The sequence below is a fragment of the Anaerovirgula multivorans genome, assembly GCF_900188145.1.
Taxonomy (GTDB): domain Bacteria; phylum Bacillota; class Clostridia; order Peptostreptococcales; family Natronincolaceae; genus Anaerovirgula; species Anaerovirgula multivorans.
On record NZ_FZOJ01000013.1, the window covers coordinates 1 to 24,720 of the forward strand.

The 24,720-nt window shown below is 35.8% G+C and carries 19 protein-coding genes; 6 read left to right on the forward strand and 13 right to left on the reverse strand.

Going from position 1 to position 24,720, the window contains the following annotated elements; all coding sequences use genetic code 11:
• Positions 1 to 216 precede the first annotated feature (216 nt).
• From madM to CHB72_RS13750, 12 genes are all read right to left on the reverse strand, one after another.
• Entirely contained in the window at positions 217 to 981 is a 765-nt protein-coding gene (gene madM, locus CHB72_RS13695) for a malonate transporter subunit MadM (RefSeq protein ID WP_089283451.1), read from the reverse strand.
• 39 nt (positions 982 to 1,020) lie between these two features.
• Positions 1,021 to 1,407: a malonate transporter subunit MadL gene (gene madL / locus CHB72_RS13700; protein WP_089283452.1), complete on the reverse strand. Its 387-nt coding sequence runs from the start codon at positions 1,405 to 1,407 to the stop codon at positions 1,021 to 1,023.
• A 71-nt stretch (positions 1,408 to 1,478) separates the two neighbouring features.
• Positions 1,479 to 2,666, reverse strand: a complete 1,188-nt coding sequence (locus CHB72_RS13705; protein ID WP_089283453.1) for a CaiB/BaiF CoA transferase family protein — start codon at positions 2,664 to 2,666, stop codon at positions 1,479 to 1,481.
• Positions 2,667 to 2,940: 274 nt separating this feature from the next.
• Positions 2,941 to 4,269 carry a sigma-54-dependent transcriptional regulator gene (locus CHB72_RS13710; RefSeq protein WP_089283454.1) on the reverse strand — a complete coding sequence of 443 codons (1,329 nt, stop codon included), beginning with the start codon at positions 4,267 to 4,269 and terminating at the stop codon, positions 2,941 to 2,943.
• A 47-nt stretch (positions 4,270 to 4,316) separates the two neighbouring features.
• Positions 4,317 to 6,485: a PAS domain-containing sensor histidine kinase gene (locus CHB72_RS13715; protein ID WP_089283455.1), complete on the reverse strand. Its 2,169-nt coding sequence runs from the start codon at positions 6,483 to 6,485 to the stop codon at positions 4,317 to 4,319.
• Between the two features lie 120 nt (positions 6,486 to 6,605).
• Entirely contained in the window at positions 6,606 to 8,405 is a 1,800-nt protein-coding gene (locus CHB72_RS13720; RefSeq protein ID WP_089283456.1) for a TolB-like translocation protein, read from the reverse strand.
• A 105-nt stretch (positions 8,406 to 8,510) separates the two neighbouring features.
• Positions 8,511 to 8,786: a hypothetical protein gene (locus CHB72_RS13725; protein ID WP_089283457.1), complete on the reverse strand. Its 276-nt coding sequence runs from the start codon at positions 8,784 to 8,786 to the stop codon at positions 8,511 to 8,513.
• Positions 8,787 to 8,947: 161 nt separating this feature from the next.
• Entirely contained in the window at positions 8,948 to 10,390 is a 1,443-nt protein-coding gene (locus CHB72_RS13730; protein ID WP_089283458.1) for a sensor histidine kinase, read from the reverse strand.
• 3 nt (positions 10,391 to 10,393) lie between these two features.
• Positions 10,394 to 11,044: a response regulator transcription factor gene (locus CHB72_RS13735; protein WP_089283459.1), complete on the reverse strand. Its 651-nt coding sequence runs from the start codon at positions 11,042 to 11,044 to the stop codon at positions 10,394 to 10,396.
• 26 nt (positions 11,045 to 11,070) lie between these two features.
• Positions 11,071 to 12,510 (reverse strand): cardiolipin synthase, encoded by a 1,440-nt coding sequence (gene cls / locus CHB72_RS13740; protein WP_089283460.1) that lies wholly within the window; start codon positions 12,508 to 12,510, stop codon positions 11,071 to 11,073.
• A gap of 33 nt (positions 12,511 to 12,543) precedes the next feature.
• Positions 12,544 to 13,764, reverse strand: coding sequence for a patatin-like phospholipase family protein (locus CHB72_RS13745; protein WP_089283461.1), 1,221 nt, complete (start codon positions 13,762 to 13,764; stop codon positions 12,544 to 12,546).
• 217 nt (positions 13,765 to 13,981) lie between these two features.
• Positions 13,982 to 14,383 (reverse strand): helix-turn-helix domain-containing protein, encoded by a 402-nt coding sequence (locus CHB72_RS13750; protein ID WP_089283462.1) that lies wholly within the window; start codon positions 14,381 to 14,383, stop codon positions 13,982 to 13,984.
• A gap of 210 nt (positions 14,384 to 14,593) precedes the next feature.
• Here CHB72_RS13750 and CHB72_RS13755 point away from each other — a divergent pair, with 210 nt between their 5' ends.
• The 6 genes from CHB72_RS13755 to CHB72_RS13780 all read left to right on the forward strand — a co-directional run bounded on the left by CHB72_RS13755 (position 14,594) and on the right by CHB72_RS13780 (position 20,862).
• Entirely contained in the window at positions 14,594 to 14,791 is a 198-nt protein-coding gene (locus tag CHB72_RS13755; RefSeq protein WP_089283463.1) for a helix-turn-helix domain-containing protein, read from the forward strand.
• Positions 14,792 to 15,283: 492 nt separating this feature from the next.
• Positions 15,284 to 16,825, forward strand: coding sequence for a glutathione ABC transporter substrate-binding protein (locus CHB72_RS13760; RefSeq protein ID WP_089283464.1), 1,542 nt, complete (start codon positions 15,284 to 15,286; stop codon positions 16,823 to 16,825).
• Positions 16,826 to 17,033: 208 nt separating this feature from the next.
• Positions 17,034 to 17,963: a nickel ABC transporter permease gene (gene nikB, locus CHB72_RS13765; protein ID WP_089283465.1), complete on the forward strand. Its 930-nt coding sequence runs from the start codon at positions 17,034 to 17,036 to the stop codon at positions 17,961 to 17,963.
• Between the two features lie 32 nt (positions 17,964 to 17,995).
• Positions 17,996 to 18,892 carry an ABC transporter permease gene (locus tag CHB72_RS13770; RefSeq protein WP_089283466.1) on the forward strand — a complete coding sequence of 299 codons (897 nt, stop codon included), beginning with the start codon at positions 17,996 to 17,998 and terminating at the stop codon, positions 18,890 to 18,892.
• Between the two features lie 16 nt (positions 18,893 to 18,908).
• Positions 18,909 to 19,922 carry an ABC transporter ATP-binding protein gene (locus CHB72_RS13775; RefSeq protein ID WP_089283467.1) on the forward strand — a complete coding sequence of 338 codons (1,014 nt, stop codon included), beginning with the start codon at positions 18,909 to 18,911 and terminating at the stop codon, positions 19,920 to 19,922.
• A complete protein-coding gene (locus tag CHB72_RS13780; protein ID WP_089283468.1) occupies positions 19,903 to 20,862 on the forward strand; it encodes an ABC transporter ATP-binding protein in 960 nt (319 codons plus the stop codon). Before CHB72_RS13775 ends, CHB72_RS13780 begins: the two co-directional genes overlap by 20 nt.
• 77 nt (positions 20,863 to 20,939) lie before the next feature.
• Here CHB72_RS13780 and nifJ read toward each other — a convergent pair whose 3' ends face one another.
• On the reverse strand, positions 20,940 to 24,455 hold the full coding sequence (nifJ, locus tag CHB72_RS13785; RefSeq protein WP_089283469.1) for a pyruvate:ferredoxin (flavodoxin) oxidoreductase: 3,516 nt from the start codon (positions 24,453 to 24,455) through the stop codon (positions 20,940 to 20,942).
• Positions 24,456 to 24,720: the final 265 nt, after the last annotated feature.

The window sequence follows — 24,720 nt, forward strand, 5'->3', positions numbered from 1 at the left end:
TCTCTCTTGCTGTCAGCTTGCCTTTTTCATGTTGATCAGCAATTCTTTTTGTTCCCCCGCCTAGCTGGATTTTTTCCTTCCGTTGGCGAAGATCTCCTAGTTTGTTCACAGTCATAATTCACCCTCCCAATGTGATTGACCTTTTTACTGGCCACAGCACTTATCTATTTTTCCGTTTTTTATAAAAATTCTAAGGATCCTTCCTACAATAAAAGCTTAATTAAATATTCCTCTTATGATAAGAAAACCTATTGAAGGTACGAGGAGACTCCCCAAGCCTGTAACAAAAGTGGCGGTCATAGCGCCATAGGGTACAAGTTTAGTATCAGTAGCTGCTAATCCTCCTGCAACACCGCTTGTTGTTCCAATAAGGCCTCCATAGACCATTGCTGCTGTTGGATTATCCAATTTTATGATTGGTGCAATAAAGGGAGTGACTATCATAGTTAAAACTGATTTTACCACCCCTGCAGCGATGGAAAGGGCTATTACTTCTGAACTTACCCCCAGAGCTGTCCCCGTAACAGGACCAACAATAAAGGTTACTGCTCCTCCAGCAATAGTAGTAATTTCTGCGGCATCCCTATAACCCAGCAGAACTGCTACCACAGCCCCTATCAGGAAAGAAGAAAAAATCCCTGCAATCAAAGAAACTATCCCTGGTAAACCTGCCTTTTTTAAGTTTTCAATTTTCACACCATAAGCGGTGGAGATGATGGTAAAATCTCTTAGCATACTTCCTCCCAACAATCCTACCCCCGCAAATATTTCTATGTCTGCTAAACCTTTAGAGCCTCCAGTAATTTTTCCTGCAATATATGCCAAGACAAGCCCTACGATAATCGCAACAGCAGAGCCCATTCTTTTTTGTTTTATGGCTCCTGTCAGCCCATAGGAAATCAACATGATTAAAGCAATCAACCCAAAGGCACCTACCAACCCATATGAAAGGAATAAACTCTTTAAAATATCAATTGCCATTGTACCTAATCCCCCTTTCTTTTATTAAACAAGATCTCATTATTTTTTGTCTTCCATTTTCATGTCTTCCTTCACCGTCAACTTAGAAATTATTGGCACTAATAGCAAGCCTCCTATGGTGGCAAGCCCTCCAGCAGCGAAGGCTACTAATCCTCCTGCAAAGGCAGCCACTACATTTTGTATAGATGCCATTGCCACAACCACTGGAATGTAAAGAGCACTTAAAAATACAATGCCTTTTGATGTTTTTTCATCGAAATGCTTTCCCTTTTTTTCAAAATAATTTGTGACTAATACCAATAATAGCATTGCAAAGCCTACGCCTCCCACATCTCCTTGCACTCCTATAATATCTCCAATAAATCTTCCTATAAAGGAACCGATAAACATGCATAGCGCAACTAATCCGAATCCATATATTTCCACGTTTTTCCCTCCTTTTGTGGCCTTATATAATCTTCTAATTTTCTTTCAGCTAGTTTTTATAAAACCTCATTTTAGATTGCCTCTCCTCTTTTTAATAGCTCTATTTCTTCCTCCCCTAGTCCAGCAAACTCTTTTAAAATTTCTTCCGTATGCTGTCCTAATAGAGGTGCAGGATTTTCTATTGTTCCCTGTGTTTCACTCATTTTTATTGGTATTCCTGGAATCATCATTTTCCCCGCTACTGGATGATCCACCTCCACTAACATTTCTCGATGTAATACCTGTGGATCCTTAACAACCCTCTCAATATCATTTATTGGTCCATTTGGTACGCCCGCTTCATCTAGAATTGTTTGCCATGCATCGGTTGACTTTTTTGTAATTTCTTGAGCAATAAGAGGACGTAAAATATCATAATTTTCAGCTCTAAGGGGATTGGTATTAAACCTTTCATCCTCTGCCAAATCTTCTTTTCCCATAACGATACAAAGTTTTTTCCATAGCATATCATTTCCAGCTGCAATCATAATTTCTCCATCAGAGGTTTCAAAAGGCTCGAAAGGAATAATAGAAGAATGACGGTTGCCTTCAGGTTTAGGGGATATGCCTGTTACAAAGTATCTTGCTAAAGCATTTTCAAGTATAGATACTTGACAATCCAACATGGCAACATCAACTTTTTGTCCATTACCACTTTCATTTCTATAGTTTAAAGCTGCTAATACACCTATAGCAGTATATAATCCAGCAGTGACGTCACCGATAGAAGGTCCTACTCTAGTGGGTTTTCCTCCCTTTTGACCTGTTATGCTCATGATCCCCCCCATCGCTTGAACTACTCCGTCATAGGCAGGCCGTTTGCTATAGGGACCTGTGTGTCCAAATCCAGATGCTGATGCATAGATGATTTTAGGATTTATTTCTTTTAATGTTTCATAGCCTAATCCAAGTTTTTCCATGGTACCAGGTCTATAATTTTCCACCACTACATCTGCTTTTTTTACCATATCTATAAATAGTTTTTTGCCTTCTGATTTTTTTAGATTCAAAGTCATACTCTTTTTATTTCTATTAATACTCATGAAATATGCACTTTCTTTGTTGACATAGGGACCAAACTGTCGGGAGTCGTCACCTCCGTGGGGCATTTCTATTTTTATGACATCTGCTCCTAAATCCGCTAGAATCATGGTGGCAAAGGGTCCTGCTAGAACCCTGCTTAAATCAAGAACTTTTATACCTGCTAATGCTTTTTTCATATAAATTCCTCCCTCTTTTCTTTGAATTTTAAAGGTTATTGCTTGTTAAAAATATATTTTGCAAATAATATGCCATTTTGAAAACATTTTCAAAAAAATAACTGAAAAAATTTTTCTTCAAGAATTGGCAATCGTTTCGCCGTAGAAAAAGAGGGAAAAATATCACTACATGATTTCAAAAAGAAATTCATAGTCCTGTAGCTCAACAAAAAAGTGGTAACGTTTTTACCGCCACCGGTAAAAACGTTACCACTTAAAAGATGTTATTAGTTATCTATTTAAGACTATATTTTTTTATTTTTCTTCTAAGGGTTAATCTAGCTATCCCTAATTCATTAGCTGTTTTACTTATGTTCCATTTGTTTGTTATCAAAGATTTGTAAATGGTTTCTGCTTCAACCATTTCTAGATTTGAATGTTCCATTGCTTCATATTGAGAGGGCGCAGCAAAGAGTATTTCTTTAGGTAGGTCTTCTAACTGAATTTCGTTTCCTTGTTTAAAAAACATAATTCTCTCAACGATATTTTTCAGTTCCCTTACGTTTCCAGGCCAATCATATTTTTGTAGCATCTGTACTGCTTCACCTGAAATAGAATATACGCTTTTGTTAAGTTTTTCATTATATTCATTCATAAAATAATTTATTAGCAGAGGAATATCTTCCCTTCGTTGTCGCAATGAGGGTATATGAATTGGAATAATGTTGAGTCTATAATATAAGTCCTGTCTAAAATTACCATATTTTATTTCTTCTTGCAAATCCTTATTTGTGGCGGCAACAATCGTAGCATTAAATTCTATTTCTTTTAGTCCGCCTATCCTTCGAAATTTTTTTTCCTGTAGTACCCTTAACATTTTAGCTTGTAATTCTATGTCCATATCTGCAATTTCATCTAGAAAAAGTATTCCTCCGTTAGCTCTTTCTATAAGCCCCTGTTTCATGTTTTTGGCCTCTGAAAAGGCTCCTTTTTCATGTCCAAACAATTCACTTTCTTGCAGGGTTTTAGGAATAGCAGCACAATTGATAGCCATAAAAACTTTTTTCCCATCTGATTTTTTATCATGTATCAATCTAGCAATGACTTCTTTGCCTGTTCCACTCTCTCCTTCTAAAAGAATACAGGTATCATGTTCTGTTCTACCTATTTCTATAACAATTTCCGTTATCTTCTTGATACCTTGGGAATTGCCTATTAACACCATCTTCCCATAAGGATTGATACTTTCCAACTGATTTTTCATTTTTATATATTCTTTTGTCTTTTCTATAGAGTTTTGTATATCTGAAATGGAAAAAGGTTTTGTAAAATAGTCATATGCTCCCATTTTTATTGCCTTCACTGCTAATTTCACTTCACTTAAGTATGTGATCATAATGATGATACAAGAGGGTTTTATACGCTTCATATGTTTTAAAACCTCTATTCCATCTATCCCTGGCAGTTTGATATCCAATATTACCATTTCTGGATTTTCCAAGCTTAACATTTTTAAGCCTTCTTCTCCTGTCTCAGCAGTTATAACTTTTATGCCCAGTTTTTCAAGACCTATTTTCAAAGATAATCGTATGCTCTTTTCATCATCTATTACCAATATCTTCATCGTCAGCCTCACCTCTTCTATTAGAAATCGCCTATGTTCCTACAGTATCATTCCATGCAAGGCAATGTAATATAAATTTCTGTCCCCGCCTGTTTTTTGCTCTTTACATTTATATAGCCTTCTTGCTCTTTTATCATCTTATATGCTATCCATAGTCCTAGACCCGTACCTTCCTTTTTTGTGGTATAAAAGGGGTAAAAAATCTTTTCAAGCTCCTTCTCCTCCATACCCATCCCATTATCCCCAATACAAATGATAACACTTTCTTCTTCTTTTTTTATTGTAATATCAATTTTTCCATCCACTTCAACCGCCTGTATGGAATTTTTCAATATATTAATTAATGCTTGTTTTATTCCCCTTCTATCTACCTTTATAAAAAGAGGGTCCTGATGATAGTTTTTCTTGATAATGATTGTCTTATTAATCATTTCAGATTTTAATAGATAGATAACACCTTCCATTAGTTCATTAACATTTGTTTTCTCTTGCTCATGTTGCGTATTATGGGTGTATTTTAGAAAATCTAAAACCAGTCTATTTAGATCTTTTATTTCCTCTTCCAATACATTCAATACTTCTTGTTTACTTTCTTCATCATAGTTATCCTGTTTTAAAATTTCAACCAAATTGCTTATACCAGCTAAAGGATTCCCTAAATCATGTATAATGGATGCTGATAATTCTCCTAGTGTCTTTATTCGATCTTCTCTTTTTAATTCTGCTTCTATCATTTTAATCTTTGAAATATCTCTAAAAAGAAAAATAACTCCAATGATATTTTTTTCTTTATCTAAAGCTCTTGATACTGTTAAGCTTACAACAACTTCTTCTCCTAAGCTATTCTTCATAGTGACTTCTATGTCTTGAAAAGCCTTATCTTTTTCTATTACATCTTTTAAGATGTCTTCCAGATTTAATTTTGTTCTTTCAAAAAATTCCTCTTGTCTTTTATTGATAAAAAAGATAGCATCAAATCCCGATATTTCTTCTGCCTTTTTATTAAAAATGGTAATGACTCCTGTTTTATCAACAACAAATATACCACTTCCTGCATTTTCTAATATATTATTCAAATATTGTTGTAGTTGACTTTCTCTTACATAGGATTCATGTAGTTCCTTCAAGCTTTCCTTTAACTGCATTGTCATGTCATGAAAAGCTTCGTTTAATTCTCCTATCTCATCCTTCATATCCACCTGAATATTGATAGGTTGTATCTCCCTTAAACCATACCCTAATTTCCTAACTTTTTTTACTAATATAGATATGGGTTTTGTGATTTTATGGGCCAATATTCCCCCGAAAATAAGGGCAGTAAAAATTACCATTATAATTACATTTTTTAATTGTACTTTTAACTGGGTGATTTCTAAAAAAACTGCATCAGTTTTTTGTTCTACCACCACCATCCAATCAAGATTCGGCACAAAACTTACGGCTCCATAATATTCTTCTTCTTGAATTCTATAATCTACAACAATTTCTTTTCTCTCTTCCAAAATCCTCGAGAACTGTAATTCCTCCCTATTGGGAATAATTTGTTTTTCATCCAAATGTGTTAAGCTTTTCAACTTCCCTATATCTGGGTGCACAGCCATAATGCCATTTTCATCCGTTACCCATATAGTCCCGCTAAAATGTTCTTGATTTTTTTCTACCACTCTCTGTATGTTATGCAACGGTAATCCAGCACCTATTAAACCTATAATTTCTTTCCTATCATTATATACAGGAGCTGCAATAATAAAATGTGCTTCCTTCAGTACACTACTTATAAGGAGGGGGCTTACGGTAGACGCCTTCCCCTCCATGATATCCCAATAATAACTTCTATCTATATACATTCTATTCTTCACATGGTCGTTAGAGGGTTTGGAAAATACCATTTGTCCTTCTTTGTTCATAAAAAACATCAAATCAAAGTAGGGAAAATTATCATATATCCTAAATATTTCTTCCTCGATCTTTTCCATATCTCCATGGCTTTGGGAAGAAAAATTTGCAGCAGTAACAACGGTATTTTTTGCATCCTCCACATAAATATCTATTTGATTACTTATCATTCGTGCCATGCTGAGGTTTTTATTGAATATATTTATTTCAATATTTTGAATAGCAATGTATTGAAATAAGTATCCAGTGATCACTACACATGCTACTGCAAATATCATAATGAAAAACGGGATTTTAAATTTCAAGCTGTTCTTATTCATCTAATTTAAGTCACCTTATCTGTATTTTTTGTTAAAAATTTTCCATTACTATTTATTCACTAAAAAGATTCTTTCTCCTTTATGTATTTTTTAGAATATTTTTCATAAGATTCTTTAGGCTTAAAGGGTACTCAAACCCTCTTTTGTCAGCTTAACTGGTTTCCAATCCCTTTGATTTATTTTTTCCAGCACCAACTTATATATCTCTTCTTTTCCTTGATGCTTTACCTGTAAAAAAACTTTCACTGCATTGGCAGTTTCCACACTAGGTGCCAGGTGGGGTATACCATTTAACCAAAATTGAATTTGTCCAATGACAATCTCGCTATCCTCAAGCTCTCCTGAAAAGAGCTGGCCCATTTGGATCTTAGTTACCATTTCCTGAAGAATGTCCTCTATTTCCTGACGCTCTGTTGAGTAGGGGAAAGTGCTGAAACCTGCTACATACCATTTGTCTTCGCTTTTTATCAATTCCAAAGCGTAATCCATGATGACATCTCTGCCGTAGGGGTTTTTTGCCTTTATTCCTATCGTTACAGATGCCCCATCACCAGTAGCGTTGATATCATAAGTCTTTAGGTCAATCTTCATGGCATAACCCCCTTTGGATGACCTGTTGACTCTTTCTTGAAAAATCTTTTCCACATCAAAGTAGGCCCACTGCTGAGATAGGTGAGTGTTTTTAAAATGTTTTTTTATCTGACTCCAGTTTTGTTCTCCCATCAGCTCAAAGTCGTAAAGTGTAGTCATAGCGCCCCTGATTGTTGTATATATTGCCTGCAATTCTCCAGCTTCTTCATCTTCTTCATTTTCTACGAGGCTATCCTGCTCCAGCTTATTTTGAATAAAGTCCACCTTCTGCCATTCTGATCCGCTAATATACCCAGAATTCCCATCAGGTAAAACAGCAATACTACCACCATGGACCTTAACTTTTTTCAATTCACTTCCATCGTTGCTAATGATATGTAAATAGAACAAATTATCTTCTACACCTTCTGCCATTGTAGTATAGGCAACCTTTCCATCAGCAATAAATTTAACATCATAGATATACTCTTTCGTTAAAGTTATCACCTTTTCAGCATTATTGATATCTCTTATGTAATATAAGCCAAAACCTCTTTCACCAACTGCTACTAAGGATTTCTGATATGCGTCTCTAAACCTTCCTGTGGTTAAAACTTTGATTGTTTTTCCCTGTTTATCTAAAATAACTGTTTTGATATCACCACTAACCAAGTCCCACTTTGTTCCATAGTAGTAGTTACTATCTAATTTTCCCTTATAATAGGTTTCTTCTCTAGTTTCATAGGCTTCTACTTTTTTTTGAGAAGCTAGATAGTAGATACTCCCATTGGCTAAGTCAGCTTCCTCTGAGTAAAGCTTGTTTTCATCGATAGGCGACCAAAAAAAGCTAGTGATCGTATCTCGTGTCAACTGTTCTTCCATAATAGTCCTTCTATTATCTACATCATAAATTGTCAATCTCCCCCCACCGTTAAAGGCTACCTTGCTTTCCTCTGTATTCCATAGTACTTTGGAAACAAAAGGGATGTTTTCCACAATAATTTCCTGTTCTTTGGTAATTCTATCTTCCCTAATAATTCTGACCTGTTCTCCTGTTTCTCCCATGATTACTTGTGGGAGATTATCTGTTTCAATTCTCTCCATCAAATATATTTCTTTTCCATTTGGAGAGATAGTCAATAATACTAGACCTAGATCCTGTATTTCTAGAAAACTTTGGTTTACATATTCTTGGAAAGGAATTCTTCCTTCAACATTTAAAATATCACTTAACTGTTCTTCAGTATAATTATCATCTTGTACCACATAAACTTGACTTTCCTTTATCTCTTGTTGAGTACAACCTACTAGGATGAATATAAAAAAAAGGAAAAAAGCTATTCTCTTCATCTCACCATTCCTTTCGCTTATCTATTCCTAATTATACATTTTTTAGTATATAAAGAAAAGAGACCTTTGTTTAAGAAGGTCTCCATTTCACTTATCCTATTAAATTTACTTCTTTTCAGTTTCGTCTTCAACGTCTTCTGTTAGCTCAGCATCTTCTTCATCCGCATCTGCATCTACATCTGCATCTACATCAGCATCTACATCTGCATCTACATCTGCATCTACATCTACATCTGCATCTACGTCTACATCTGGTTGGTCTACTTGATCCTCAATTTGATCTCCAACTGGTTCAACATTTGAAGGCTCTTCCTTTGTACAACCTACCATTAAGGTCAATCCCATTACAAGTACTAATAACAATGCAAGTATTTTTTTCATTTTTAAATTCTCCTTCCTCATATTATTTATAACACATAGGAAATTATGTAAGTTGAAAATTCACAGTTAATTCATATTTCCGTAATGTGTTCCAAGAAAATCAACCTTTGAAGATTCCAAAGGAAGATCTTAACTTACAAGTCTTATTGTAACAGGTCATTTTATCCAACTTGACTCCGACTTGTAAAATTTTTGTAAAATCTATGAGGAAAATTAATTTTTATTTTTGTACCTATTCCAACCTTACTTTCTATCTCAAGTGTAGCACCATGTTCCTCCACAATTTGATGGCAAATAGCCAACCCTAAACCAACACCTCCTTCTTTTCTAGAACGAGATTTATCGATACGATAAAAGGGCTCTGTTACCTTTTTTGTTTCCCACTCTTCCATACCCTTTCCTTCGTCCGCCACAAAAATACAAGTATTCTCTGGCATTTTCTCTACTCCTATAGTGACCTTTTTCCCCCTACGACTAGCCTTTATAGCATTATCCACTAGATTCGTAATGATCACTTTGAATAAATCCTTGTCTAGTGGAATCAGGGCGTCTTCTCCTTCTATTTCTAATATTATTCCTTTCTTCTCTCCCTTTACTCGCATGATGTTCTGCACCTCTGCTAACAATGGCATAACTTGCTCTTCTTTTAGGTTTAATGGGTTTTCCCGAACTAAAATCATATGCATCAGGGTTTTAGAAATCTTCAACATGCGGTTCCCCTCAGAGTAAATATAATTTAGACTCTTTTTAAATATTTCGGGATCATATTTTGCCTTTAGGAGATACTCCGCATAACCCATAATTGATGTAAGAGGGGTACGAAGCTCATGAGTTAGGTTGTCAATAAAGTGCTGCTGTCGCTGTCCTTCTGCTTTCAATTCCTTCATCTTCTGCTCAATCTTATCAGCCATGATGTTAAACTGCTCCGCTAAAAGTCCTACTTCATCCTTTCTGTTCACCTTGGCTCTGACATGATAGTTGCCAGATGCAATGTTTTGAGCAGTTAAATTTAGCTCTCTGAAAGGTTTTAGAAGAAATCTACTTAATCCCCAGGTAATTAGCGCCACAAAAACTAGTCCTATAAGTCCAGTTCTCATGAAAAGTAAGTATTGCTGCTGCCGGTGCTTCTCTACATGGGTGATGTCTTTTATCAGAGATAGAAGAATTTTTTCCTCATCAATCTCTAAGACATTTGAGACGAATAAATAAAGTTGCTCCTCATCTCTTCTCAGCACAAAGTTTTTTTGACCCTTTAAGGCTACATCTAGTTCATCTCGAGAGAAAAACCAAGCCCTTGGAGCATTTGTGGCTAAAAGGTTAAGCTTCTCGTCAAATATCTCTAAATAATTTCTATCCGTCTTGACTATATCAACCATGCTCTTACTGTAATTTTTTAATTCAATCTTTTCCTGAGCAAGCCGTTGATTGTTTAGTAAGTACAAAGCTAATGTAGAGTGAAGGTTACTCTCTTCTTCCAAGCTCCGCTCTATTTCCTCCTTCAATAAACTCTTATATGTATTTTCTGTAACCACCATCCCTGTTGCAGTCAGAGAAATCACATAAATCCCCATACAAAGGAGAAAAATTTTCCAACTGAATTTCATCCTCTAATCCTCCATTCGATAGCCAACCTTGTAGACGGTTTTAATATTATCTATTCCCAGTTTATTCCTAAGCCGCTGGATATGCATATCAACAGTTCTTGTGTTTCCCTCAAATTCATAACCCCAGACTAGTTCTAGTAATTTATTTCGTGACATAACGTTACCTTTGTTTTCAACTAATAAGCGTAACAAGTCAAATTCTTTATAAGTCAGGTCTACTTCCTCACCGTCCTTTAGAACTTTCCATTGCTCTAAACAAATTTCGATATCATCTATTACTATTTTTGTTTTTTCTTTTCCTGCTCTTCTTAGAACAGATTTAATTCGAGCCAACAATTCTACAGCTTCAAATGGTTTTGTCATATAGTCATCCGCACCCATATCTAAACCTTTCACTTTGTCCTTCAATCTATCTTTAGCTGTTAGAATAATTGTCGGAATATTTCTTTTCAAAATTTGGGGCAATAACTCATAGCCGTCCTGCTTTGGAAGCATGATGTCTAAAAGCACCAGATCTATTTCTTCATTGTTTATATAATGGAGACCCTCTTCCCCATCACAAGCTTCTAATGTTTTATACCCTACCATAGATAAGTTTAACTTAATTAACTCTCTAATAGGCTCTTCATCTTCTATAATTAAAATTACACTCATAAGCTACACCTCATTTCAATATTCTTTTAGAGTATAGGAGAAAACAATCTAGCGACAGACTCTATGAACCTATGGTGCAGAGGTCTCTGGCTATAATCCTTCAATATGATCTGTTTGCTTTCTTGAAGATCTTGATAAAAGCTTTTCTTCAATTTTTTTGTAACTCCTTCATCATAAATAAAGGCATTTACTTCGAAGTTCAAATGAAAACTTCTAATGTCTAAGTTGGCGGTTCCTACAGAAGAAAAGTTTTCATCTACAATAAACACCTTGCTGTGGACGAAGCCTTTTTGATATTGATAGATCTTTACACCTGCCTCCAACAGCTCCATAAAATGTGATTTTGATGCCCAAAATACTGTTCGATGATCTGGTCTACCTGGAAGAAGTATTCGCACATCTACTCCTCTTATGGCGGCGGTTTTTAATGCCATCAATACACTCTCATCTGGTACTAAGTAGGGAGTTGTAATAAAAACACTTTTATTTGCGGTAGTTATAGCGGAAAAATAAGCTTGATGTATAGATTCCCAATAGGAGTCGGGACCACTGGAGGTGATTTGTATCATTTGCTGTCCACAAGAACCTTGCTTAGGAAAATAAGCTCCTTCCTCTAGCTCCTCTTTGCTAACAAAGAACCAGTCTCTTAAGAAAATAACCTGTAGTAAATATACAGCTTCTCCCCTTAGCCTTAGATGTGTGTCCCTCCAAAACCCCATTTTCTTATTTTTTCCCAAATATTCGTCCCCAATGTTAATACCTCCAACAAAACCTACCTTTCCATCTACCACCAATATCTTTCTATGGTTTCTATAGTTTAACCTATTCCCAAAAAAAGGTAAAGTTACTGGCAAAAATGGCTTTAGCTTTACACCTGCCGCCTTAAGAGGATCAAAAAAATCTTCCTTTAGCCGCCAACACCCCACTGCATCATAAATGATTCGTACTTCTAGTCCTTCTTTTGCCTTCTTGATTAATGCCCTTTGAAATCTTCTACCTATGTCACTATCTTTAATAATAAAGTATTCCATATGGATGTGATGTTTGGCTTCATTGATAGACTTCAGCATCTCTCTAAAAGTTTCATACCCATTGATCAAAACAATCGCCTCATTGTTAACGGTAATAGGCGCTTCAGAATTGTTAAGAAGGAGGGGTGCTACCTTTCCTCGAGTATCGAAAAAGTTTTTCTTTAAAAACTCTCCATAATCAGTAAAATCAATTTGATGATATAACAAATTATGCACTACTTTATAATCCTGTTTTCTTTTCTTAATAAAGGTTTTCTTCTTCCTATGGTTTTGTCCAATATATAGATATAAAAACATACCTATCACCGGTAGGAAGATTAAAGATAAAAGCCAAGCCACTGTTCTCGAGGGATTTCTATTGTCTAGTATAATTAATATACTTACCAAAATTGTTGTTATGGTAAATAAAGCTGTAAATAGCCTGAAAATGTCCAAAAATTTTCCCTCCTGTCGTAATATCGCTACAAACTATAATAATAAATCTTCATGATGCTTTATTATAATTCTTACAGTTTCCTGTATAAGCTTTTCTCTATTCAATTTAAGTAAGAACTCTGTTTTCAATAAAAGTCCTATATTTTTATTTTCAATCCTTCCCACACTACTATTATAGCTTTTCATACTTCTCTTCAGCAAATTTGATAAGCTATAAATATAAAAGCAATCTACATGATTATAATCTGCTAAAGCTTCTACCAAACCTATTAAAACATCAACATAGCTACAGTTTTCCTCTAAATCCATTAATGCTATCCATTTGGGAATGATATCTTCTAAAAGTAGTCTATTAGAGGCCTTTACAGGAGAAAGATAATAAAGCTCACCTAACTCTTTAATGGCTCCTTCTCTTATCGACATAATGATTCTCAATGCCTTTTCCTCTTTGATATTTGTCTTAATATAATACCTTCTACCTTTTAATCCTCTAAATGCCTTTAAAGTATCAAAATATCCTAACCTCATGTTATATTGTGCTCTTTTTTTAGTAAAATCTATAATGCTACCCAGATCTCGATAGGGCTGAACATAAGTTATATTAAGATCAGGATAGCTTAATTTTTTAATGCGCCCTTTACTTAACAGTCGAACGGCAATAATGTTCTTATATCCTTTATGATATAACATATCGATAGGAAGATTATTATAAAAGCTGCCATCTAAAAAATTCTTGCCATCTAGTTTTTTAGATTTGAAAATTGGTAAATAAGAAGAAGCCATTAGATAATCAGCCATCTTCATCATGGGTATATCTTCTTTAAAAATTTCCATTGGTTTAAAATCTGTTAAGGATACGGTTACAAAGCCAAAATCAACCTTTGACCTTCTAATTTTTTCTTCATCCAAAGTCTGCTTAATTAAACTTTCCAATGGCTTTGTATCAAAGCCAAAGCCCTTCACAAATTTCCCTATTTCTTCAAATATAATATGTATATTTGCTGTATTCAATTGATTTCCTGAAAGCATCTCATAGATTCTGTCATCTATATCCATGACCATATGGGGGGTAATATTATGCCATATCTCATAGGCTTTATCAAAGTCCTCTTGTACCATCAATGCACCATTTAATGCCCCCACAGATGTTCCTGTAATCCCTTGAAACTCAAAGTTCAATTCTCTAAAAGCCTGCCATGCCCCTATCTGATAAGCCCCTTTAGCTCCTCCACCTTCTAATGTTAAACCCAGCATATACTTATCACTTCCCTATAGCTTGATTAACAATCTATTGATAATATTTTAATATCTTATTTCCATTATACTCGAAAATTTGACTTTTTGTGTTACATAGAAATCGTTTTTATATGAGGAATTTTAAGAAATAAGAACAAAATTGTAATAAATTACGATTTATAGTCTAAAAAAAAATCAATTCTTGCGTATCATCTTTATTTGATATCTTAAAACATTACGAGTCTCTTCTTTTCTTCTCCTCATAGGTGTCGCTTTCCTCGGCAATTATATCCAACTGCTCTCTTTCCTTTTCTTCTTGGGTTCTTCGCCACACCAAATAATCAGCATATTTTGCTACGTCTTTTTTCTCTTCATCAGTCAGCTTTCTCAAAATCAAAGGCTCTTCATCACTTTTACCTTTCCTCCCTTTCTTTTCAGTTTTGCCGATCAAAAACCAGTCACAACTAACGTTAAAAAACTGCGACAAAGAGATTATTGCATCAGAAGAAGGCTTTATCTTGTCTTTTTCATAATGGCTTAAATTCCCACGCTGAACTCCCGTTGCGTCAGCTAGTTGCTTCTGAGTAAGTTTCTTTTTCTCCCTTAAATATTTAATACGTTTTCCAATCGTGTTCAAATTTACTCCTCCTTATGACATAATATTAGAATTATATACGTAAAACAACAATTATATTCGTAATATTACGCATATTTTCTTGACTGCGCGTAATATTACGAATATAATTTAAAGTGTCCCTTTTATTTATTATTATTATCATTATTGAGATTGTACCATACACTAGCGCAACCTTCTACTACTAATTAAACCTGTTAAGGAGGTGAAATCATGACAAAAAGAGCCTTGACTCCTTTTGGACTAGATGTAAAAAAACAACTTTTAGAGCTGGGCCTGACACAGAAAGAATTCTGTAAGCAATATGGTATAAGAGAAACTAGGTTCTGCGAAGTCATTTATGGCGTAATGCCCGGCTATAAATATAAAGAGAAGATTGCAAGAGCTCTAAAAATTAACACACCTGCTTAAATCAAGTTGTAAGCATCTTCTCAGTATGAGCCATTTAAAATTGTCTCCGAGTTTTGCTTTATGATTTTATTTTTATTATATTCTAAAGCTCATAATTTTATATTATAATCGTATAAATCAATAATATTTCTAAAAATTAGTAATAAACTATAATATAGATTTTTAGATTTATAATGTACATGCTTAAAACAAAGTCGTCTTTTCAGTAAATTTTGTTCAGAAATAAAAAAACAGTCCACAAATCCTCTGACTTAAATTATTCACATCTTTTTGTGCGAGCGGTTTCCTAAAAAGCTTTATTTATATTTTTCGACAAATTTCTTTTTTTATATGGTCACTCTGATACTAGATACATCGGTGTGTAAAAATAAAATACACATTTTATTCAAAATTTTTAATAATTATATGCAAATATTAATAAAATTATTATATTTTTGCCTTTAGCAAAAATATAACAATACAATAATACATATATTTAAAGGGGGAAATTTTATGTTAAAAAGCAAAAAAATTATTATCTTAACAATCTTTTTACTAATCTTTTCACTGGTAGCCGTCGGCTGTAGCAATCAAACTGCTGATGCACCAACTGATTCAAAACCATTAATTGTAGCGCAGCGTTCTGATGCAGTCGTATTGGACCCTCATGCCAACAATGATCAGGCTTCATCTAGAGTTATGAGACAAATCTATGAAAACCTAGTAAATCAAAATGAAAAAATGGAATTGTTACCAGGCTTAGCTGAAAGTTGGGAACAACTGGATGAGTTAACCTATAAGTTTAAGTTAAAGCAAGGCGTTAAATTCCATAATGGTGAAGAATTAACTGCCAGCGATGTTGCCTTTACTATTAAAAGAGCTCTTGATTCTTCTCATGTAGCCCATATTGTAGAAGCTATCAACCCAAATGGTATTGAGGTTGTTGATCCTTACACAATTAGAATAGCGACAACCGAGCCTTTCGCGCCGCTGTTAGCACACTTAGCCCATACAGCTACTGGTATCCTAAATGAAAAGGCTGTTACTGAAGCTGGTGATGACTACAGTCAGACTCCTGTAGGAACTGGTCCTTATAAACTATTGAACTGGGTTGTTGGGGAAACTGTTGAGTTAGTAAAGTTTGAAGAGTACCATGATGAAGCCAAAATGCCTAAGATTGAAAAGATAATTTTCAAAGCTATTTCTGAAGATGGTAATAGAACCATTGAGCTAGAAACCGGAGGCATAGATATCGCTTATGATATTATTGGACCAGATGTAGATAGAATAACAAATGCCCCTGACTTAAATATGGTAAGAGATATGAACTTATCTACTACCTATGTAGGATTCAATGTAGGGAAAGAGCCTTTTGACGATATACGGGTACGTCAAGCCATCAACTATGTTGCAGATATGGACCTTATCGTAGATGCTGTATACTTAGGTACTGGAGAGCCCTCCAAAGGACCTTTAGGTCCAAACGTTTGGGCTTCTAATCGAAATTTACAGCCTTATGGTCATGACGTTGAGAAAGCTAAAGAGTTAATGAAGGAAGCAGGCTTAGAAAACGGCTTTAAAACAACAATATGGACTAACCAAAACCAACAGAGGATAGATATCGCTGAAATTTTACAAAATCAATTGAAGCAAATTAACATCGACGCAGAAGTCAGTGTAATGGAATGGGGCGCTTATCTGACAGGTACAGCTGCTGGCGAACATGATATGTTCATTCTTGGATGGGTAACAGTTACTGGTGACCCTGACTATGGTTTATATCCATTATTTCATTCAAGTACCCATGGAGATGGTGGTAATAGGACCTTTTATACCAATGAACAGGTAAATGAATTATTGGATTTAGCAAGAGTAAATGCTGATCCTGCGGTAAGGGAAGCTTCTTACAAAGAGGTTCAGGAAATTGTTCGAGATGAAGCACCTTGGATTTTTACATGGACAGGAGAAGAATTAACCGGTATCAGAAATAATGTGAAGGGATTCCAAAATCATCCTGCAGGACATCATAAATTATGGACTGTTTACTTTGAGTAGCAATCGATAAATCCTATTTCATAAGATCCCATAAGAAAAAGAAAGTTTGCTATATAGCATATATCCTGCTATACAAGGTAATCTGCTTTCTGGCAGAACCCTTATAACTATGTTATGAGTGGATATAGTGTCATATTTTTATGGCACTATATCCACTAAAATGCCTATACTATGATTGTAAATAAATTAAAATAGAAGGAGGCAATTTATGCATAAATATATACTTCGTCGACTGCTTATGTTGATGCCAGTAATGCTTGGAGTATCCTTCATCGTTTTTACCATGATGCATATTACACCAGGAGACCCCGCAAGAATTATGCTAGGAGAATCTGCACCATTAGAAGAAGTTGAGAAATTTCGCGAGGAATTGGGTTTGAATGATCCATTCTTGATACAGTACGGTCGATTTGTTAAAAATTTAGTTATTCATCAGGATATGGGTCGATCCTATACCTCTAAACGTCCCGTTATCGAGGAAATATTAATCCGTTTTCCTACTACATTAAAACTAGCCACATTAGGCATAGTTGTTGCAGTACTGTTGGGAATTCCTGCAGGAATCATTTCTGCCACTAGGCAATATTCTATATTCGATAATACTTCTATGGTAGCAGCTCTATTGGGGGTATCCATGCCCAACTTCTGGCAAGGCCTCATGCTAATTTTACTATTTTCTGTTAAGCTAGGATGGCTTCCTTCTTCTGGATTTTCTTCATGGAAGGAAATGATTCTTCCGGCTTTAACCTTAGGTACCAGCTCCGCTGCTATTATCACTCGTATGACCCGTTCCAGTATGCTGGAAGTAATAAGACAGGATTATATAAGAACAGCTAGGGCTAAGGGACAAGTTGAATCTGTTGTTGTCAATAGGCATGCCTTAAAAAATGCCCTCATTCCTATTGTAACAGTTATTGGCCTGCAATTCGGGTATTTATTAGGAGGCGCAGTATTAACAGAATCTATCTTTAGTATCTCTGGTGTTGGAAGACTCATGGTGGAATCCATTAGTGCAAGAAACTTTCCTGTAGTACAAGGAGGCGTTTTATTTATCGCTCTCACCTTTAGTATCGTAAATCTATTGGTAGACATACTATATGCTTTCCTAGATCCTCGAATCAAATCCCAGTATAAATAAAACTCTAATATTGTAAAGGAGGAGGTTATTCTATGTCCCAAACAAAAACCTTAATTGATAAACAAGCAGTATCAATTAATAAAAAAAGAAGAAGCCAATGGCTAGAAGTATGGAGAAGATTAAAGAAAAATAAAGCTTCAATGGTTGGGTTATTTATTATTTCTCTTTTAGTATTTGCTGCTATCTTTGCGGACTTCATTGCCCCAGAAGGTTTTGATGATCAAGACTTATATAGGAGATTTATACCCCCTGGCAGCAACCATTTTTTAGGCACAGATCATTTAGGTAGAGATATATTTAGTAGAATCATTTATGGATCAAGAATTTCACTGCAGGTAGGCTTCATCGCGGTAGGTATTGCTGCTGTCACAGGGGGAACGTTAGGCGCTATTGCTGGATACTATGGCGGAAAATTAGACAACACCATTATGCGTCTTATGGATATTCTACTGGCTATCCCCAGTATCCTATTGGCTATTTCCATCGTAGCGGCATTGGGACCTGGTTTAGTCAATGTTATGATTGCTGTCGGTATTGCTTCTATTCCCTCCTATGCCCGAATTGTTAGAGCCTCTGTATTAACCATCAAGGATCAGGAATTTATTGAAGCGGCAAAGGCAATCGGAGCTAATGATTTTAGAATTATAACAAAACATATTCTCCCCAATGCTATGGCACCAATTATTGTACAAGCGACTCTTGGAGTAGCTAATGCCATACTTTCAGCTGCTGGACTCAGCTTTATTGGTCTAGGTATCCAGCCGCCAAACCCTGAGTGGGGAGCCATGCTGTCAGCAGGTAGGCATTATATTCGAGATTATTGGCATATTGCTACTTTCCCTGGCTTAGCCATCATGCTAACAATATTTAGTCTTAATCTTTTTGGAGATGGTTTAAGAGATGCACTAGATCCTAGGTTAAAAGACTAATTGGGAGGGATAAAAAATGATCAAAAATGAAAGTTTATTAAAAATAAAAGATTTGACTATTCATTATGTTACTGAAGATGGAAGAGTTCGAGCTGTTGAAGATATGAGCATCACCATTGGCAAAGGCGAAACCTTAGGGCTAGTTGGGGAAACAGGAGCTGGAAAAACTACAACTGCCTTAGGCATTATGCAGCTAGTGCCAAATCCCCCTGGAAAAATTATAAGTGGAGAGATTATTTTTGAGGGAGAAAATCTAATTGGAAAATCTCCTGCTGAACTTAGAAAGATTCGTGGCAATAAAATATCTATGATTTTCCAAGATCCTATGACCTCTTTAAACCCTGTTATGACAGTGGGCGACCAAATTGCAGAGGTAATCAAGCTTCATCAAAAGGTTAGTGGAGGGGAAGCTGTTATCAAAGCACAGGAAATGTTAGATACCGTGGGAATACCTATGGAAAGATATAAGGAATATCCCCATCAATTCAGTGGCGGCATGAGGCAAAGGGTAGTTATTGCCATTGCTTTGGCATGTAACCCCAAGCTATTAATTGCAGATGAACCTACTACAGCATTGGACGTGACAATCCAAGCACAGGTGCTGAATCTAATGAAAAAGCTTAAGGAAGAGTATGAAACCTCTATGATTATGATTACCCATGACTTAGGTATTGTTGCAGAAATCTGTGATAAAGTTGCTATCATGTATGCAGGAAATGTTGTGGAATATACCGATGCAGAATCTTTATTTCTTAGTCCAAAGCACCCTTACACTATTGGTCTGTTTAATTCTATTCCTAATATAGAGGAAGACGTGGAAGCCTTAGAGCCTATCAAAGGATTAATGCCTGATCCAACGAATCTCCCTAATGGCTGTTCCTTTCATCCTAGATGTCCAAGGGCGACGGCAGCCTGCTCTGAAAGGCAGCCAAAATCTATCGAGGTAGCTGAAGGCCATTTTGTATTTTGTCTTTTGTATGAACACCAGCTTCAGTTAGGGGGTATTTTAGATGACCAAAAGATTGATTGAAGCAAAAAACTTAAAGAAATATTTCAAAACAAAAAAAGGATTATTGCACGCAGTAGATGGTGTCAATTTTTATATTAATGAAGGAGAAACCTTAGGGCTAGTTGGGGAGTCAGGCTGTGGTAAATCTACCACTGGTCGAGCAGTACTTCGCCTTTTAGAAGCCACTGATGGAGAAATTATATTTGAAGGAGAAAATATTCTAGAATATAATAAACAACAAATGCGACAAATGACAAAGAAAATGCAAATCGTATTTCAAGACCCTTTTGCCTCCTTAAATCCCAGAATGAGTATTTCACAAATCATTGCAGAACCCTTAGAAATTAACAAAGTCTATAAAACAAAAACTGAAATAAATAGGAAGGTTAAAGAACTAATGGAGACAGTTGGATTAGCTGAAAGATTGGTAAACACCTATCCCCATGAGCTAGATGGTGGACGGCGTCAAAGAATCGGTATTGCTAGAGCACTTGCCTTAAATCCTAAGTTTATCGTTCAGGATGAGCCAGTGTCAGCCCTAGATGTATCTATACAGGCTCAGATTCTAAACCTGATGAGTCAGTTACAAAAAGAATTTCATTTAACTTATTTATTCATTTCTCATGATCTAAGTGTTGTGAAACACGTTAGTGATAGAATTGCAGTAATGTATCTTGGAAAAATCATGGAATTGTCTGATTATAAGTCTATGTTTAAGACGCCTCTTCATCCTTATACACAGGCTTTATTATCTGCTATTCCCATACCACAAATCAATGTACGAAGAGAGAGAATCATTCTTGAGGGAGATGTGCCAAGTCCAATTAATCCCCCAGAAGGTTGTAGATTCTATGGAAGATGTAGATATCGTCAAGGCATCTGTAAAGAACAAACCCCTGAGTTAAGGGATATGGGCCAGGAAAGATTTGTTGCATGCCATTTTGCTGAAAACTTTAAATAATTTCCTATAAATTTAGCAAAGGCCAAGGGATTAAATCCCTTGACCTTTACTTATATTGGAGAGTGAATAAAGCCTGTTTATTGTGCTAACTTCTTGTAGCCTTCATATCTTTCCTTTGCATCTTCCTCTGATTTTTCAAACAGAGCTTCTGCTACTTCTGGGAAGGATTTTGATAAAGAAGCATAACGAACTTCACTCATTAAGAACTCTCTGAAAGAAGTCTTTGGTTCTTTAGAATCTAATGTAAATGAATTCTTTCCTTCTTTCTTTAATTCTGGGTTGAATCTGTATAGATGCCAGTATCCAGCCTCTACTGCTCGCTTGGCTTGTTCTTGAGTTTTACCCATACCTGCCCCGATTCCATGAGCAATACATGGTGAATAAGCAATTACTAAGGATGGTCCATTGTAAGCTTCTGCTTCCTTCATAGCCTTCATTAATTGATTCTTGTCTGCACCCATAGCTACTTGAGCCACATATACATAACCATAGCTCATAGCCATCATACCTAAGTCCTTCTTCTTAGTTCTTTTACCGGCAGCTGCAAATTTAGCGATAGCTGCTGTTGGAGATGCCTTAGAAGATTGTCCTCCTGTATTGGAGTATACCTCTGTATCCATTACAAGAACATTTACATCTTCACCAGAAGCAAGTACATGGTCTAATCCACCATATCCGATGTCATAAGCCCAACCGTCTCCACCAAAGATCCATTGAGACTGCTTGATTAGATAATCCTTTTTCTCAATGATTTCAGCGATTACAGCATTGTCTTTTTCAGCTTCGATTAATGGAAGAATTTTATAGGTTGCAGCCTTAGAAGCTTTACCTTCATCCTTGCCATCAAGCCACTCTTGGAAGGCCGCTTTTAATTCAGCATTGATATCTAATGTTAAAGCTTCCTTCATTAAATCTGCAACTCTATCTCTAATTTGTGTAGATGCTAACATCATACCATAGCCATACTCAGCATTGTCTTCAAATAAAGAGTTTGCCCAAGCTGGTCCTTTGCCTTCAGCGTTTTTGCAGTATGGTACAGACGGTGCACTTCCTCCATAGATAGAAGAACATCCAGTAGCGTTAGCAACCATCATTCTATCCCCGAATAATTGAGTAACTAACTTAACATATGGTGTTTCACCACAACCAGCACAAGCCCCTGAGAACTCAAATAATGGTTGAGAGAATTGACTACCCTTTAATGTTTCAATATTTGTTAAGTGAGACTTATCTGTAACAGTAATAGAATAATCCCAATTTTCTTTTTGTTCAACGATTTGTGGCTCAACAGGTTTCATTTCTAAAGCCTTGTTCTTAGAAGGACAGATATCAGCACAGTTTCCACAACCTGTACAGTCTAATGGAGCTACCTGCATACGATATTGTAATCCTTCAAATTCTTTACCCATTGCCTTCAATGTTTTGTATCCTTCTGGTGCATTTTTCATTTCCTCTTCATTTAATAGGAAAGGTCTAATAGCGGCATGAGGACATACAAAGGAACATTGATTACATTGAATACAGTTTTCTGGAATCCACTCAGGAATGGTTACAGCAATACCACGCTTTTCAAAAGCACTGGTTCCTAATGGGAAGGTTCCATCCTCTGCACCTACAAAAGCACTTACAGGTAGATCATCACCAGCTTGAGCGTTTATAGGTCTTAAGATGTTTTTGATGAAGGCTGGTTCTTCTACTTCTACTGCTGCCGCTACTTCTTCTGCAACACCCTTCCAGCTTTCAGGTACATCTATCTTTACAAGAGCATCTACACCACGATCTATTGCTTTATGGTTCATAGCAACAATTTTTTCACCTTTTTTACCATAAGCTTTAACAACAGCTTGTTTTAAGTGTTTTAATGCCTCATCCACAGGAATAACTTTTGCTAGTTCAAAGAAGGCAGATTGCATAATCATGTTAATCCTTCCACCTAAACCTATTTCTCTAGCAATTTCTGTACCATTAAGTGTATAGAAGTTGATACCATTTTCAGCGATATACTTTTTCATAGCCGCTGGTAGCTTTTCTTCTAGTTCCTCTGATGACCACATGCAGTTTAATAAAAAGGTACCGCCCTTTTTCAAACCCTTTAACAAATCATATTGATTCACATAGGCTTGGTTATGACAGGCAATGAAGTCTGCTTCGTCAATTAAGTAAGGAGACTTAATAGGCTGCTTACCAAAACGTAAGTGGGATATAGTAACACCACCAGATTTCTTAGAGTCATAGGAGAAATATGCTTGTGCATACATATCTGTATCGTCTCCAATGATTTTGATAGCTTCTTTATTTGCACCTACTGTACCATCAGATCCTAATCCCCAGAACTTACATCGAATAGTTCCCGCTGGAGCCGCTGAAATATTTTCCTTTATTTCTAAAGATGTATTGGTTACATCATCTACAATACCAATGGTGAAAGCATTTTTAGGGGTATCTGCCTTTAGGTTATCATATACCGCTAAAATTTGAGCAGGTACCGTGTCTTTTGAACCAAGACCATATCTACCACCAATAACCATGGGTGCATCTTTCTTGTCGAAGAACATGGTTCTGATATCTTGATATAATGGTTCTCCAAGAGAACCTGGCTCTTTTGTTCTATCTAACACAGCAATTCTTTTTACTGTTTTTGGCAACGCATCAAAGAAGTATTTTTCTGAGAAAGGTCTGTATAAGTGTACTTTTAATACCCCTACCTTTTCTCCTTTTGCTGCTAAGTAATCGATAGTTTCTTCAATCGTATCGGTTACAGAACCCATAGCAATGATAATATTTTCTGCATCTTCTGCTCCATAATAATTGAATGGTGCATACTGTCTTCCTGTAAGCTTTGAAATTTCCTTCATATAATCAGCTACCATATCAGGAATAGCATCATAGAACTTGTTAGCAGCTTCTTTTGCTTGGAAGAAAATATCAGGGTTTTGAGCAGTTCCTCTGAGTACAGGATGTTCTGGGCTTAAAGCATTATCTCTGAAAGCTTTAATAGCATTCCAGTCTGCTAACTTAGCAAGCTCCTCGAATTCGAGCACTTCAATTTTTTGCATTTCATGGGATGTTCTAAAACCATCAAAGAAATGTACAAATGGCACTCTTCCTTTGATAGCAGTTAAATGCGCAACCCCTCCTAAGTCCATAACCTCTTGAACACTACCAGAAGCAAGCATAGCACATCCAGTTTGTCTTGTGGCCATAACATCTGAATGATCTCCGAAAATAGAAAGTGCATGTCCAGCTAATGCTCTAGCACTTACGTGAAATACCCCTGGTAACAATTCTCCAGCAATTTTATACATATTAGGAATCATTAAAAGTAACCCTTGTGAAGCGGTGAATGTAGTTGTTAAAGCTCCTGCAGCTAAAGAACCATGAACAGCTCCTGCAGCTCCTGCCTCTGATTGCATCTCTACAACCTTTACTGTTTGACCAAAGATGTTCTTTAGGCCATGGGCACTCCACTCATCAACATTTTCAGCCATGTTAGAGGAAGGAGTAATAGGATAAATTGCTGCTACATCAGTGAATGCATAGGATACATGTGCTGCAGCAGCATTACCATCCATTGTTTTCATCTTTCTAGCCATTTGATAGCCTCCTTTTTTTATATTAATTGATAATTAAATTATGTTATATATATGTACAGAATAATGTATTCTGTATACAACTCCATTATATATAAAATTAATAATGAATAACAGTAGAATTTTTTGTAAACATTAAATTTTTTTTGCAAGTAGATAACCAAATTCCTTGATTTCGTGTTAGTCACTTAGTTTGTTTATCTATAAGTGGGAATCTTAGCAATACACTGAAGGATAAATTAGCATAAATCCCATAAAGAGGTACTAA